Genomic DNA, 14150 nt, shown 5'->3' with positions numbered 1-14150 from the left:
AAAAATGAATACATCATATGCCATTGGGCTAGATATAGGAGGAACACATATTACAGCAGCAGTTATCAATAAAACAGAAATGAAAGTGATTGACTTTTCATTATTTAAAGAATCTTTTGATTCTAATTTACCAGTAGATCAGGTGATGAATATTTGGAAAGATGTGATTAATACTTCAATAGAAAATTCAAAAGTTGAAAACATAAAAGGGATTTCCATATGCATGCCCGGCCCATTTGATTATGAAAAAGGGATCTGCTGGATTAAAGATCAATCTAAATACGAACATTTTTACGGATTGAATGTTAGAGAGTTGCTTTTAGAAAGTTTAAATTTTTCAAATGATTTTCCGGTGCTTTTTGAAAATGATGCTGTTTGTTTTGGAAAAGGAGAAGTTTTTAAGCAGCAGGAAAATCTTTCTAAAAAAGTAATGGCAGTTACTTTAGGTACAGGTTTAGGAGCTTGTTTTATTGATAAAGGTGTATCAATAAGTACAGGAAATCAGGTGCCGACAGATGGGGAAATTTACAATCTTGAATATAAAGAAGGTATTGCCGAAGATTATGTTTCTGTGAGAGGTCTTTTGTCTCATTATAAAACTTTAAGTGGTTTTACACTTAAGAATGGTTTAGAGCTTTATGATTTAGCTGTTAATGGAGATCAGCAAGCTGTAAAAGTATTTGAAACAATGGGAGAAGATTTGGCAGCAGTAATAATTCCGTGGATAAAAAAATTCTCAGCAGATCACATCATTATTGGCGGTAAAATTGCCAATGCAAGTAATTTATTTTTGTCTTCATTTAATAAAACTATAAAAGAATCAGGTTTAGAAACAAAGGTTTCTATTTCTACAGATAATGAAATTGCGGCTTTGTTAGGGGCAGTAAGCTTTCTTCGGGATTAGATTAAAAACAAAACGGATGAGCAATTTACTCATCCGTATTTATTTTACTATTTCAAATTTAAATTATTTTAAACCTTCTTTGATTGTCTGGACAAAAGCTTCAACTGGCTGAGCGCCCGAAACAGCATATTTTCGGTCAAAAACAAAAAACGGAACGCCTTGCACGCCAATTTCCTGTGCTTCTTTAATATCGCTTTGAACTTCTTTTAAATATAAACTTTCGCTTTCCAGAACTTCTAAAACATCATTTTTACTCAGTCCCGCTTTTTCAGCTAATTCAATTAAAGTTGGACCGTCGTTTAAATCTCTTCCTTCTGTAAAATAAGCTTTAAAGAAGATTTCCTCCATTTCATCGCCTAATTTTTTTGTTTTAGCCAATTGGATGATTCTATGCGCTTCTAAAGAATTTGAAATAACCGCTTTATCAAAGTTGTAATCTAAACCAACACTTTTTGCGCGATCTGCGACACCTTTATGCATTTCTTTTGATTGTTCAACAGACATGCCTTTTCGTTCTGCTAAATACGTATAAACATCTTTTTCTGGCTGTGGTGTAATAGATGGATCAAGCTGAAAGCTTTTCCACTCAATTTCAAATTCATTATCTGGAAACTGTTCTAAAGCTGTTTCCAATTGTCTTTTTCCGATATAACAAAACGGACACATGATGTCCGACCAAATTTCTATTTTCATAAGTGCAAAGTTAAAGAAAAATTTGTTTCAGGTTTAAAGTTTCAGGTTGCATAGCTTGTGTAATTTTTAACGCAAAGCACACTAAGATTTTTTAATAAGCTAGGTTTTTATAAAACCGCAAAGTTCGCAAAGCTATATGAACACAAAGCTTTGCGAACTTAGCACATTGTAAATACAATCTATATCAAAAAATCTTAGCGTGCTTTGCGTTAAAAATACAGCACAAAGTTTAACCCTGCAGTTGAGATTGCTTCGTTTCTCGCAATGACCGAAAATAAAAAACCGCAACTCTTTTAAAGAATTGCGGTTTTTAGGTATAAAAAATGGTTGGTTAATAGCGATATTTTTTTTTACAATGATATGTCTTTAATTTTAAATTAAAAAAAATCCCTGTAACAAAAAGAAGTTTTGATGTTAACTATTTAACATTACAGGCATTACCAGCATTGTTACTGTTTCACCTTCTTCTAAACCATCAACTGGCGTTAAAATACCAGCTCTGTTTGGCAACGACATTTCTAACATAATCATATCTGACTGCAGGTTTGTCAGCATCTCGATTAAAAAACGAGAATTGAAACCAATTTGTAAATCATCACCTTGATAATCACAAGTCAGTCTTTCTTCTGCTTTGTTTGAGTAATCGATATCCTCAGCAGAAACATTTAATTCAGCTCCTGCAATTTTTAAACGAATTTGGTGTGTAGTTTTGTTTGAGAAAATCGCAACACGACGAACAGAACTTAAAAATAAAGAACGGTCGATCATTAATCTATTTGGATTTTCTTTTGGAATTACCGCTTCGTAATTAGGGTATTTTCCGTCGATTAAACGACACAGTAAGATATAATTATCAAATGAGAAAGTCGCATTTGAATCATTGTATTCAATTTTTACTTCAGCGTCAGAACTTCCTAAAATACTTTTTAAGATATTCAAAGGTTTCTTTGGCATGATAAAATCTGCAACCTGAGATGCTTTTACATCTGCACGGGCATATTTTACTAATTTATGAGCATCTGTAGCAACAAAAGTTAAACCTTCTGGAGAGAACTGGAAAAATACTCCAGACATTACCGGACGTAAATCATCGTTTCCGGCAGCAAAAATTGTTTTGCTTACTGCAGTTGCCAAAACATCAGCAGGAACTAAAGTTACAGACGGATCTTCAAGATGTACAGACTTAGGAAATTCTTCTCCGGCAGCATATGCTAATGCATATTTCCCTGAGTTAGAACTAATCTCAACTGTATTATTGTCTTCAACAGTAAAAGTTAAAGGCTGCTCTGGAAATGTTTTTAAAATTTCAAGTAAAAGTTTTGCCGGTACAGCAACGCTTCCTTTACTTTTAGAATCGATTGATAATGTAGCCGACATTGTCGTTTCGAGATCTGAAGCCGAAACAGTCAACTCACTATTGTTTAGTTCAAATAAAAAGTTGTCTAAAATAGGCAACGTATTGTTACTGTTAATTACACTACCTAAAACTTGTAATTGTTTTAATAAGTACGAACTCGATACTATAAATTTCATCTCTTTTGTTTTATTTTTTGAGGTATTACCAAGCATTTAGGCGCTGGGCATACGGATTACAAATATATCGTAAACATTCTTAAGTTTCGCAATTTTTTTATTAACATCTATCGGCTGTATTTCTTTTTTCTGATAAAGGTAAATACCAATCCGAAAACCAATAAAATAAGGATTGGAAGCCCGATAGTTATGAATTGCGTTGTCGTATAATTTTCGTAAACTTTTTCTTTATCCAATAATGGCAGTTCAACATCTTTGCTTCTAATGTTAATAAGTCCTGTATCATCAAGAAGATAATTGACACAATTCATCATAAAATCTTTATTGTCATAAAGGTTTCCGGTTCTTTGGTCATAGCCCAATTCAACAGGCATCATGTTTTTATCCAATTGATTTCGGGCAATATCTCCATCTGCAACTACGATCATTTTGGTTGGTTTTCCTTTTGCCAGAAAAGAACTTTCTTTAAAAGGTAAAACACGATTTTCAAATGCTGAATGAAAACTTCCTTCTAATAAAACAGAAAGATTTATATTTCCTTTATTAGCATAATCTGCTGGTGTAGTTTTCTCTGTTACAATATTCAGATTAATTTCTGACGGTGTTCCAATGGTTTTAGAATATTGAGACGATTGCAATAAAACGGTTTTTTTGATTCCGTTTTTTAAAGTGTCAATCGGACTGGCAAAATCAAATTTGATTCCGCCTAAATTTTTCACAATTGGGTGCTGGCTTGAAGGTTGAACTAATGGCGCAAATTTCCAGATAAAATCCTGATATTGTGTTGCACTTCCTTGTTCTCCTGTTGCTAGTTTTATTGGGCTTCCGTTTTCGTCTTTAACCAAATCAGGATTAATTCTGAATCCGTATTTGAAGAACATATCGTTTAAATTCAAATCTCGTGGATACGCCAAAGTCGCACCAGCCTGATTGTATAAACTGTCCATATCAGCCGCAACCTGATCAACCAGCCATAACGTTTTACCGCCGTTCATAATAAACTGATCCAAAACTTGTTTTTCTTCGTCTGAGAATTTTTCAGTTGGTTTTGAGATAATCGCTAAATCATATTTTTCAAGGGCATCTAAAGTTCCGTTTGGATCTTTAGCAACAGAATCTAAAGTAAAAGGTCCGATATAATAACTTTCCTTAATTTGTCTCAATAATTTACCAATATGAATTTCAGACAATTCGCCATTACCTTTTATAATCGCAACTTTCTTTTGTCTGTCTTTCGTGATTTTATTGATAGCATCGGCAATCGAATATTCTAAATGCTGAATCGATCCAATTACTTTTTGTGTAGTCGAAGCTCCCATAATGTTTTTCAACAAAGGAATATTAACTTCTTTATTATTGTAAACCGCAACCGCCCAAGGAAAAACCATTTCCTGAGATTGTTTTCCTTTATCGTCCACCGTTATGTTTATTGGCGTAAGTCCTTTTTGATAAAGCGATTTTACAACTTCCATACTTTCGTCTTCGTTTTCCATCGGGTTAACGAATTCAAAAACAATATTGCTGTTATAAGCCTGAAATTCTTCCAGTAATTGTTTAGTTTCCAGTTGTAAGCGTCTAAAATCTGCAGGAAGTTCGCCCTGCATATAAATCTTAATCGACAACGGATTTTTAACCTGTTTTACAATTTGTAAAGAAGTTGGTGATAAAGTATATCGTTTGTCTTTCGTTAAATCAAAACGATGAAAAAATAAGCTTCCGAGAACATTTAAAACAATTAAAATAAAAATTGTAATGCCTAATGTCTTTAAATTTAATTTATTAGATGCTTTCATTACGCTTTAAAAGATTTTAATTGATAAACGGTAAAAGATAAAAACAAAACGCTGATGCTTAAAAAGTAAATTACATCGCGGGTATCAATAACGCCCCGGCTCATACTTTTAAAATGATCCTGCATTCCAAATGCCGAAATAATATTTGATTGTCCCGGAACTAACGAGGCTAGACCTTCAAATCCAAAATAAAACAAAAAACATAAAAACACAGCAATAATAAAAGCAACGATTTGATTTTCTGATAGAGTAGAAGTGAAGATTCCAATTGCGGAATAAGAAGCAATTAAAAATAACAATCCGAAATAAGAGCCAATTGTGCTTCCCATATCGATATTTCCTTCAGGCAGACCTAAACTTGAAATTACTTTTACATAAATGAAAGTTGGAATAATTGCTAAAATAATCAGGAAAAATGAACCTAAAAATTTTCCGTTTACAATTTCCCAAATCGATAGTGGTTTGGTTAAAAGCAATTCAAGAGTTCCTTGTTTTCTTTCGTCGGAGAAACTTCTCATCGTAACAGCCGGAATCAGAAAAATTAAAATCCACGGTGTTAATGTGAAAAACGGGGTCAAATCGGCATAACCTGTATTCAATATATTGTAATCTCCTTCAAATACCCATAAAAACAGCCCGTTGCTGATTAAGAAAATCGCAATGACTAAATAGCCAATAGGAGAGCCAAAAAAGGATTTTATTTCTCGTAAAATGATTGATTTCATGTATAACGTTTATTCGTTTATTCGTTTATTTGTTTAATCGTGTAATTGTTTTTTTAACCGCAAAGATTCTGTGTTGATTTCCAAATTAAAATCTTAATTTTTATTAGTTTTGTTTTTTCAAGACAGTCTTTGAGCTAGTCTCTATAGCGTGTAAAGCCATTTGTGTTTTCACGCTATTTTTTGTTGTATAGTTTTTATTGTAAAGAGTTTGGTTTTTGAATAAAACATAGATAAGTTCTAGTATTTTTCTTTGAATGCTTACCAATGCTTTCATTTTAATGCCATGCTTAGATGCCAGTCGTGCGTATATATCTTTAAAGTTATCGTCCCATTTTACTGCAGTTAATGCTGGAAGATGCATGGCTTTTCTTAAATTTCGATTTCCCTTTTTTGATATTCTGGGCTTTCCTTTTATTGAGGTTCCTGATTGCTTCTCCTTTACATCAAGTCCTGCATAACTTGTTAATTGTGATTTATTCCTAATGAGTTCAAATCCATTTGTTTCTGCCAAAACAATCACTGCGGTCAATTCTCCAACTCCAGGTATTGAAGTGATTTTATCGATGGTCTGCTTTAAGTTAAGATCTGCAGCTATTAGACCTGCAATGTCTTCTTTGATTTCCTTTTCCTGTGAATTTAAAAATCCTATTCTTGACTGCATTCGCTGCATACTTTTTTGATTTGGCTCCGCTTCTGCATTTTCGGCATGCATTTGATTTTTAATAATGCTTCTTTCCTGTACTATTTGATCTCTTTCGCGGGTTAGCTGCTGCAATTCCCTATAAACAGCTTTTGGCCTGCTCCAAATATCCAATTTTCTCTCTAACCCAAATTGGGCTATTGCTTGTGAGCAGCTTTTATCTGTAATAGTTTTTAACTCCAAAGTCCGCATATAATTGCTGATTTTATTAGGCAGCACAATACTTGCTTCATGGTTATTGTCAGATAAATAATAGGCAAATTTCTGATGATACACACCTGTGGCTTCCATTACATATCGAACAGGGATTTGATTGTCAGTGAGTGAATTTGTCCATTCAACCAGCGACTTAAAGCCTAAATCGTTATTCCTAAATATCCTGTAGGCAAATAATTCTATAGTAAAATCATCTAAAAGACGACCTAAGGTAACCACTAATTCTTTTTGGGCTACATCAATTCCTGCTACTTGTTTTACTGCTTTACTCATCTTTGTCTTTTTAAATTTAATTATAAAGTGATGAATCTTCCCTCGTCTTTTCTCCTGATTGGATATTCTGGATATTAAGCATTGCATAATTCCTTACATTCTGTTCAGACTCTAAAAGATAAAAAAGAATGAGGTAATTTCTTTGCGAGAATATGTTTCTTGAACTATTTAGGCGCCAATGGACTCTCATTCCTTTTCACTTAATTATTGCAAATTTAAACATAACGATCACTCATCGTAAATTAACTTGACAAACATAGGAGAGCGCAAAGTTTTACGCAAAGTTCGCAAAGTTTTTTTCTCAACGCTTTGCGAACTTTGCGTTTTTATAAAACCTTTTTAATATAAATCTTTGCGCTCTTTGCGGTTAAATCGTTCATTAATTTAAGCTGACCAGTTTATCAACGCTCCACGCTTCTGGTTTTGCCTTGAATAATTTCTTTGTAAAATCCCAAACTGTATTAAATAATTCAGATTGTCTGTAGTTTTCTAAATCTTGTTCGGTTTCCCAATAACTATAGGTAAAGAAAATACACTTATCATTTTTATCCTGATACAATTCTAAAAAACGATTTCCGTCTGCATTTCGTATTTTATCTTTCACCGATTCAAAATTCTCCAAAAAATCAGGAATTTTTTCTTCGTGAAAACTCATTTTTACTATTCTTACGAACATATTATAATTTTAGATTTCTGATTTTAGATTTTAGATTGAAAATCGTTTACAGGTGCGCAAAAATACCAAAATTGATTGTTCTTTTTAAGAAAAAATAAAATATTATAATACATACTTTTTAGGCAGTGATATCATAAAGTATTTCAAATATAGCCCGCGGTTTCGACCGTAGGAACACTATGCATATCACGATACGTATAATAATGTGTTCAGAATGTGTTCCCGTGGTTGAAACCACGGGCTATGTTTATAAGGCAATGAATAATTGAGAAGAACAATAAAGTGAATAAACATCAGTGTAAATCCGTTCAATCCACAAAATCTGCGAGCCATTTAATCTAAAGTCTGAACCCTAAAATCTAAAATTAATTACGAAAACTTAATCGTAATCACATCACGATAATTCAGTCCCAACAAACTATTTGCAGAACCCACTTTAGAAGGATTACTTCTAAAAATAGCAATCTCAAGAAAACCAGCTTCATTAAAAATCGCCAGTTTTTCACCTTCATAAGTTTTAATAGGATATTTGTCTGAAGTCGCTATAGCCGAATAATTTGGAAGAATCGTTTTAATACTTTTTGGCTTCATCACAATTTCATACGGACGACCTTTTGCCACTTCTAAAAACTGCTGTTTTGAAATGTTTGTTATCACGTTTCCAAAATGATCAATATAAATAACGTAGCCTTTTAATGAATTTCCATCTGCAGCAACTACGGCCTGCAATTCCGTTACTTCTTTAACTGCTGGAATTTCTTTGCCAATAACATTCAGTAAACCGCCTTTTGCAATATGGCAGGCCACCTGAATAAAAATATCCAAATCGCTGAATTCAATAGGAAAACGGTCATGAATATTAATTTCTACAATTTTTTGCGGTACAATCTTCTGCGTAAGCATGCTTAAGATTCCGTTATCGGCGCAAATAAAATAGTGATCGTTCCATTGCATAGCGATATGCTGGTTCTCTTTATTGCGTTCAATATCAACTCCAATTAAATGTACTGTCCCTTTTGGAAAACTCAAATAAGAGGCTCCAATAATGTAACTTGCTTCGGCTGTGTTAAATGGATCAATGTCATGCGAAATGTCAATGATTTTTGCATCTGGAAGTTCAGAAATAATTTTACCCTTCAGCGAACCAACAAAGTGGTCTTTTAAGCCGTAATCAGTAGTGAGGGTAATTATTGACATCATTTTGTTTATAACTATTGATAGTATTTAACTCGAATTTTCATTAAATTTGAGAAATGCAAATCTAGTAATAGTAAATGCAAATTGAAAGAAAGAAAATACAATTATTATAGTCTCAGTTTTCAGTTTCAGTTATCAGTCTAAAATATAGAGTTAATTTTTTTTGAGAAAAACTGCTGCTGCATTCTGCGACTGCAAACTGTGAACTAAAAAAATACCCGACAGCAATAGATTTACAAAACAAATTTATTTTTAATTTAAATTTATCTCATTTGAACGAAAGAATTATCGAGCTTATAGACATCGCTCCAAAAGACTTTTGGGGCGCGCAGGATTCTCATCTTGAAATAATTAAAAAGTACTACCCAAAGCTTAAAATCGTAGCGCGAGGGACAACTTTAAAAGCCTTTGGCGAAAAAGATGTTTTAGATGAATTCGAAAAGAGATTTCAGAGGCTTATGCTTCATTTTACCAGATACAACAACATTGATGATAATGTAATTGAACGTGTAATAATGAGTGATGGTCAGGATGAAAAAAAAGCATACGATCATGACAAAATATTAGTTCACGGAGTTGGTGGTAAGATTATTAAAGCCATGACACCTAACCAGCAGTTACTGGTAGATACAATCAGAAAAAATGATATGGTATTTGCAATTGGACCTGCCGGAACCGGAAAAACTTACACGGGTGTTGCAATGGCTGTTAAAGCACTTAAAGACAAAGAAGTAAAAAGGATCATATTAACGCGTCCGGCGGTAGAAGCAGGAGAAAATCTTGGTTTTTTACCCGGCGATATGAAAGAAAAACTAGATCCTTACATGCAGCCTCTTTATGATGCTTTGAGAGATATGTTACCAAATGAAAAACTCGAAGATTACATTTTAAAAGGAATTATTCAGATTGCGCCTTTGGCATTTATGCGCGGGAGAACACTTGATAACGCCTTTGTAATTCTGGATGAAGCGCAGAATACAACGCACTCACAAATGAAGATGTTTTTGACCCGTATGGGAAAAAACGCCAAGTTTATGATTACGGGAGATCCTGGTCAGGTCGATTTACCACGCAGAACTATTTCGGGTCTTAAAGAAGCTATTTTGGTTCTTAAGGATATAGACGGCATCGGAATTATTTATCTTGATGATAAAGATATCGTACGCCACAGATTAGTCAAAAAGGTAATCGACGCTTATAAGCAAATAGAAAACCACGACTAATTTCGTGTGTAGATGGTTAGTGAATGTTTAATAAATTCTGCCACAGATTAAAAGATTAAAATGATTTTTATAATCTGTGAGAATCTTTTTAATCTTTTAATCTGTGGCAGAATAAATAAAGCTATAAAGTATTCGTTTTATTCATGTTATTTAGAACTGAGTAAAACGAATATTTTTTATATCAAAAAAAATGAAACAACTAGATGATTTCTACCTAAACCAAGAAGAACCCATAAAAGGAACATTTCTGGCATTAAAAGATATTATCTTAAAACAAGACAAAGACATTACACATGTTTTAAAATACGGAATGCCATTTTTCTGCTATAAAGGAAAAATGTTCTGCTATTTATGGATTCATAAAAAACTGAAACAGCCATATATTGGAATTGTAGAAGGAAAACATTTTGAAGAATCTTTTTTGATTCAGGAAAAGCGTTCCAGAATGAAAATTATGATGTTTAATTCTGAGGAAGACTTGCCTTTAGAAAAGATTGAATTGGTTATTCAGAAAGCAATAAATTTATACAAATCTGGAATTGTTAAAGTTTAATTGTTTAAAATGCAGTATTTAACGGAATAGTTAAATAAATAATAAACTTGCCTCATTTTTGGCTTTCAAGGCTTGTAATCTTTGCTCAGCTGAGCGTAAAGCCGTAAATTTGCACATCATAAATATTTGATATTGATATGACAAAACTTAAAAATATAAAAGTTGTAGTAAGTGATTTAGATGGAACTTTACTAAACACTCAGCACAAAATTTCAGATTATACCAAATCAATTTTTCAGGAACTTCACAATCAAGGTTATCTTTTAGTTGTTGCAACTGGCCGCCATCATCTTGATGCAATGGCTATTGTTGAAACGCTTGGAGTTCCCGTTTATTTAGTGAGTTCAAACGGAGCAAGAATTCATTCGCCAAATAAAGAAGAACTTTTTGCATTTAACTTAGATAGTGATATTGTAAAAGCAGCTTTAAATGTTGAAATCGACTCTGAAATCACTGTTGTTTTATTTAAAGAAAATGTTTGGCAGACTAATAAATGGAACGAAAGACTTAATTCTTTTCAAGCTGAATTAAAATATCGCCCAGAATTAGTAGATTATAAAACGCTGGAAGATTTTGAAGCTATTAAAATATTCTTTTCATGTGATAACCATGAAAAATTAGTAAAGCTAAAAGATGCCGTTTTAACCAATTCATCAGAATATTTACACCATGCTTTTAGTTTACCAACTTGTTTGGAATTTATGGACAAATCGATAGATAAAGCTGTCGCAGTTGAGCAGGTTTTAGAAAAAGAAGGTTTTACTTTGTCTGAAGCAGTTGCATTTGGAGACGGTTTCAATGATCTTCAAATGTTATCAGCATCTGGAAAAGGTTTAATTATGGGAAATGCTCCAGCACTATTAAAAGAAACTTTGCCAGATTTAGAAGTTATTAAAACAAATGCCGAAGATGGCGTAGCAAAATATATCGCTTCAAAAATATTAGACAAAGAACTAGTCTAGAGTTTTTTTGCCACTAATTACACAAATTTCCACGAATTATTTATTGAAGTAATCAAACCGATTTAGCTGCTAAAAAATTCGTGAAAATTTGTGTAATTCGTGGCAAACCAAATACAAATTATCATATTTCTTATTTATCTTTTTCTTTGATGATGTAACTCTCTGAAATAATTTTAAATTTGCATTCATAAAAAACAACACAACTAAGATAATGAGTAATACAATTACAACCACCAATTTTAATTTCCCGAATCAGAAATCAGTTTACCGCGGAAAAGTTAGAGAAGTTTATAACATCAATGACGATCTTTTAGTAATGGTAGCAACTGACAGACTTTCGGCCTTTGACGTGGTTTTACCAAAAGGAATTCCGTACAAAGGACAAATTTTGAATCAGATAGCGACAAAATTTATGGAATTAACGCAGGATATTGTTCCGAATTGGTTAATTGCAACTCCAGATCCAAACGTTGCTGTTGGACATTTATGCGAGCCTTTTAAAGTAGAAATGGTAATTCGCGGTTATCTTTCGGGACACGCAGCACGTGAATATGCAGCAGGAAGAAAACAAATTTGCGGCGTAACTATGGAAGAAGGTTTAAAAGAAAATGATAAATTCCCGGAACCAATTATTACACCAACTACAAAAGCAGATAATGGTTCACATGATGAAGATATTTCTCGCGAAGATATTCTGGCTAAAGGAATTGTTTCAGAAGAAGATTATTTGGTTTTAGAAAAATATACTCGCGCTTTATTTCAAAGAGGAACTGAAATAGCTGCTTCTCGCGGATTAATTTTAGTTGATACTAAATATGAATTTGGAAAAACTAAAGACGGCGTTATTGTTTTGATTGATGAAATTCATACTCCGGATTCTTCTCGTTATTTTTATGCTGAAGGATATGCTGAAAGACAAGAAAAAGGAGAGGAGCAAAAACAGCTTTCTAAAGAATTTGTTCGCCGCTGGTTAATCGAAAATGGTTTTCAAGGTCAGGAAGGACAGCAGATTCCTGATATGACAGATACTTATATTGAATCTGTTTCTGAAAGATATATTGAATTGTATGAGAATATTTTAGGAGAAAAATTCGTGAAAGCAGATATTGATAATATTGACCAGCGTATTAATAAAAACGTGTTACAATACTTAGCCTCTAAATAGTAATTCTTTGGCTTAAACTAACCTTTAAGCCATGAAGTTTATTTCAAATAAAAAATGCCCTGTTATCAATATTTATGATAACAGGGCATTTTCTTTTTGTGCAGATTGATAAAAATGTCAAAAAAGAAGCCAAAATTCTATGTTATAAGAACCAAACAAATCAAATACAAAATTAGTAACTGATTTTAAAAATATTTATGAGAAGGAATCATTACGATAATTGCCTTTTTTAAGTTTTTTGATATGTTAAAAACGGAAAACTATTTCGTTATATCTTATGATTTTTCTTACTTTATGTATTTGTATTGAAAGTTTTTTATTTTAGTGAGAAATCTACAAAATCTTGCTTAAAAATTTTGTTTTAATGAAAAATTTCTGTCTTTTTTGCGCATAATAATACTGTATAGTTAAAAAGATAGAGTATTGCTTTTAATTTTTCTTAAAAAATCTGCTGTCTAAATTGAAAAAATATTTGAATTCGTGTAACATTTCTACATTTGCAGCGTCTTTTATATAGAATTTCAATTTTAGAAAGTCAATATTTCGAATTCATTAATAAAACGTTAAGAATTAGTTGAAACAAGGTACTTTGTAATGCAATGTACTGAAATTAGATTACATTTGTCAAGGATTTAAAATCAATTCATTATCAATCAAATATTTATCAATCAATTTAACAAACCCAATCATTATGAAAAATTCAATTATTTATTTAGGATTAGCTTTAGTAACATTTGCAAATGTTGCAGCAGCTTCAAATAACACATCTGCTGTTAAAAATCAAGTTGCAGTATCAGCTGTATACGATGACGGAACACCTCTGGTAGTTGCAGTAAGCAAAGGAGATATCGATACTGTTAAGAAATTTATTGAATACGGAGTTAATGTAAACGAAAAAGCAGATGATATGTCTCCATTAATGACTGCTGCTCGTTATAACAAAGCAGAAATCATTAAAGTTTTATTAGCAGCTGGTGCTCGTCCATCAGATAAAAATGAAAAAGGATATACAGCTTTAAAATATGCACAATTATCAAATGCAACTGAAGCTATTGCACTTTTGAAAGATTTAAAATAATATAGTTTAAAAAGTTTGAGTTAGTATACAAACAGCCTTCTTTGAGCGGAAGGCTGTTTTTTTATTTAATAATTCCAGAAATCAAAAAGAGGCTGTCTCAAAAGTCAGAGCAGCCCCTATTTATTTTACACGTTTCTTTGTTCCGTAGGAACATTTCATAGGTAGAAATTATATTATTATTATCGTTTACGTTCCGTAGGAACGTTTGATATACCAGATTATTAAAAAACGATGTCAAAATCAAACGTTCCTACGGAACGTAAATGTGGATGACCTCTATTTTTTCTACCTATGAAACATTCCTAATGGAATGAAACCCGAAATCAAAAAATAACAAGTTATATTCTTTGTTCCGTAGGAACATTTCATTTGTAGAAACAAGTTAAGTTTGCTTTAAAAACAAACAAATAATTATAGTAAAAGAGCTGTCTTGACCTTTGAGACAGTCTCTTTTTTTTT

At 32.4% G+C, this 14150-nt stretch carries 13 protein-coding genes; 6 read left to right on the top strand and 7 right to left on the bottom strand.

Annotated elements, in window-relative coordinates; genetic code table 11:
• Positions 1 to 4: 4 nt before the first annotated feature.
• On the top strand, positions 5 to 904 hold the full coding sequence (locus AABD74_RS17020; protein ID WP_406843663.1) for an ROK family protein: 900 nt from the start codon (positions 5 to 7) through the stop codon (positions 902 to 904).
• 63 nt (positions 905 to 967) lie between these two features.
• Here AABD74_RS17020 and AABD74_RS17015 read toward each other — a convergent pair whose 3' ends face one another.
• The 7 genes from AABD74_RS17015 to AABD74_RS16985 form a co-directional block, all read right to left on the bottom strand.
• The gene (locus AABD74_RS17015) at positions 968 to 1597 is read right to left on the bottom strand and encodes a DsbA family protein (protein ID WP_232681891.1); all 630 of its coding nucleotides are present in this window, start codon (positions 1595 to 1597) and stop codon (positions 968 to 970) included.
• A gap of 414 nt (positions 1598 to 2011) precedes the next feature.
• A complete protein-coding gene (gene dnaN, locus AABD74_RS17010) occupies positions 2012 to 3130 on the bottom strand; it encodes a DNA polymerase III subunit beta (protein WP_232681890.1) in 1119 nt (372 codons plus the stop codon).
• A 107-nt stretch (positions 3131 to 3237) separates the two neighbouring features.
• A complete protein-coding gene (gene gldG, locus AABD74_RS17005; RefSeq protein ID WP_406843662.1) occupies positions 3238 to 4923 on the bottom strand; it encodes a gliding motility-associated ABC transporter substrate-binding protein GldG in 1686 nt (561 codons plus the stop codon).
• A complete protein-coding gene (gene gldF, locus AABD74_RS17000) occupies positions 4923 to 5648 on the bottom strand; it encodes a gliding motility-associated ABC transporter permease subunit GldF (RefSeq protein WP_232681888.1) in 726 nt (241 codons plus the stop codon). The genes gldG and gldF overlap by 1 nt, the downstream gene beginning before the upstream one ends.
• Before the next feature lie 103 nt (positions 5649 to 5751).
• Complete coding sequence (locus AABD74_RS16995) at positions 5752 to 6837, bottom strand: IS110 family transposase (protein ID WP_406843547.1); 1086 nt, start codon at positions 6835 to 6837, stop codon at positions 5752 to 5754.
• Between the two features lie 379 nt (positions 6838 to 7216).
• Entirely contained in the window at positions 7217 to 7513 is a 297-nt protein-coding gene (locus AABD74_RS16990) for a putative quinol monooxygenase (RefSeq protein ID WP_232681887.1), read from the bottom strand.
• A 369-nt stretch (positions 7514 to 7882) separates the two neighbouring features.
• Complete coding sequence (locus AABD74_RS16985; RefSeq protein ID WP_406845645.1) at positions 7883 to 8710, bottom strand: S-adenosyl-l-methionine hydroxide adenosyltransferase family protein; 828 nt, start codon at positions 8708 to 8710, stop codon at positions 7883 to 7885.
• Between the two features lie 272 nt (positions 8711 to 8982).
• Here AABD74_RS16985 and AABD74_RS16980 point away from each other — a divergent pair, with 272 nt between their 5' ends.
• From AABD74_RS16980 to AABD74_RS16960, 5 genes are all read left to right on the top strand, one after another.
• Positions 8983 to 9933, top strand: a complete 951-nt coding sequence (locus AABD74_RS16980) for a PhoH family protein (RefSeq protein ID WP_053472652.1) — start codon at positions 8983 to 8985, stop codon at positions 9931 to 9933.
• A 190-nt stretch (positions 9934 to 10123) separates the two neighbouring features.
• Positions 10124 to 10486, top strand: coding sequence for a DUF1801 domain-containing protein (locus AABD74_RS16975; RefSeq protein WP_406843661.1), 363 nt, complete (start codon positions 10124 to 10126; stop codon positions 10484 to 10486).
• Positions 10487 to 10623: 137 nt separating this feature from the next.
• Positions 10624 to 11448 (top strand): Cof-type HAD-IIB family hydrolase, encoded by an 825-nt coding sequence (locus AABD74_RS16970; protein ID WP_406843660.1) that lies wholly within the window; start codon positions 10624 to 10626, stop codon positions 11446 to 11448.
• 211 nt (positions 11449 to 11659) lie between these two features.
• Positions 11660 to 12613 (top strand): phosphoribosylaminoimidazolesuccinocarboxamide synthase, encoded by a 954-nt coding sequence (locus AABD74_RS16965; protein ID WP_406843659.1) that lies wholly within the window; start codon positions 11660 to 11662, stop codon positions 12611 to 12613.
• A gap of 691 nt (positions 12614 to 13304) precedes the next feature.
• The gene (locus AABD74_RS16960; protein ID WP_232681882.1) at positions 13305 to 13691 is read left to right on the top strand and encodes an ankyrin repeat domain-containing protein; all 387 of its coding nucleotides are present in this window, start codon (positions 13305 to 13307) and stop codon (positions 13689 to 13691) included.
• Positions 13692 to 14150 lie beyond the last annotated feature (459 nt).

This window comes from Flavobacterium soyae, from assembly GCF_045348165.1.
GTDB classification, from domain to species: domain Bacteria; phylum Bacteroidota; class Bacteroidia; order Flavobacteriales; family Flavobacteriaceae; genus Flavobacterium; species Flavobacterium soyae.
This window is presented reverse-complemented; position numbering and strand designations above follow the sequence as displayed.

What these genes read in the sequence shown, in the direction of transcription:
- AABD74_RS17020 (WP_406843663.1), top strand. Translation starts at nt 5, where the DNA reads ATGAATACATCATATGCCATTGGGCTAGATATAGGAGGAACACATATT.
- AABD74_RS17015 (WP_232681891.1), bottom strand. Translation starts at nt 1,597, where the DNA reads ATGAAAATAGAAATTTGGTCGGACATCATGTGTCCGTTTTGTTATATC.
- dnaN (WP_232681890.1), bottom strand. Translation starts at nt 3,130, where the DNA reads ATGAAATTTATAGTATCGAGTTCGTACTTATTAAAACAATTACAAGTT.
- gldG (WP_406843662.1), bottom strand. Translation starts at nt 4,923, where the DNA reads ATGAAAGCATCTAATAAATTAAATTTAAAGACATTAGGCATTACAATT.
- gldF (WP_232681888.1), bottom strand. Translation starts at nt 5,648, where the DNA reads ATGAAATCAATCATTTTACGAGAAATAAAATCCTTTTTTGGCTCTCCT.
- AABD74_RS16995 (WP_406843547.1), bottom strand. Translation starts at nt 6,837, where the DNA reads ATGAGTAAAGCAGTAAAACAAGTAGCAGGAATTGATGTAGCCCAAAAA.
- AABD74_RS16990 (WP_232681887.1), bottom strand. Translation starts at nt 7,513, where the DNA reads ATGTTCGTAAGAATAGTAAAAATGAGTTTTCACGAAGAAAAAATTCCT.
- AABD74_RS16985 (WP_406845645.1), bottom strand. Translation starts at nt 8,710, where the DNA reads ATGTCAATAATTACCCTCACTACTGATTACGGCTTAAAAGACCACTTT.
- AABD74_RS16975 (WP_406843661.1), top strand. Translation starts at nt 10,124, where the DNA reads ATGAAACAACTAGATGATTTCTACCTAAACCAAGAAGAACCCATAAAA.
- AABD74_RS16970 (WP_406843660.1), top strand. Translation starts at nt 10,624, where the DNA reads ATGACAAAACTTAAAAATATAAAAGTTGTAGTAAGTGATTTAGATGGA.
- AABD74_RS16965 (WP_406843659.1), top strand. Translation starts at nt 11,660, where the DNA reads ATGAGTAATACAATTACAACCACCAATTTTAATTTCCCGAATCAGAAA.
- AABD74_RS16960 (WP_232681882.1), top strand. Translation starts at nt 13,305, where the DNA reads ATGAAAAATTCAATTATTTATTTAGGATTAGCTTTAGTAACATTTGCA.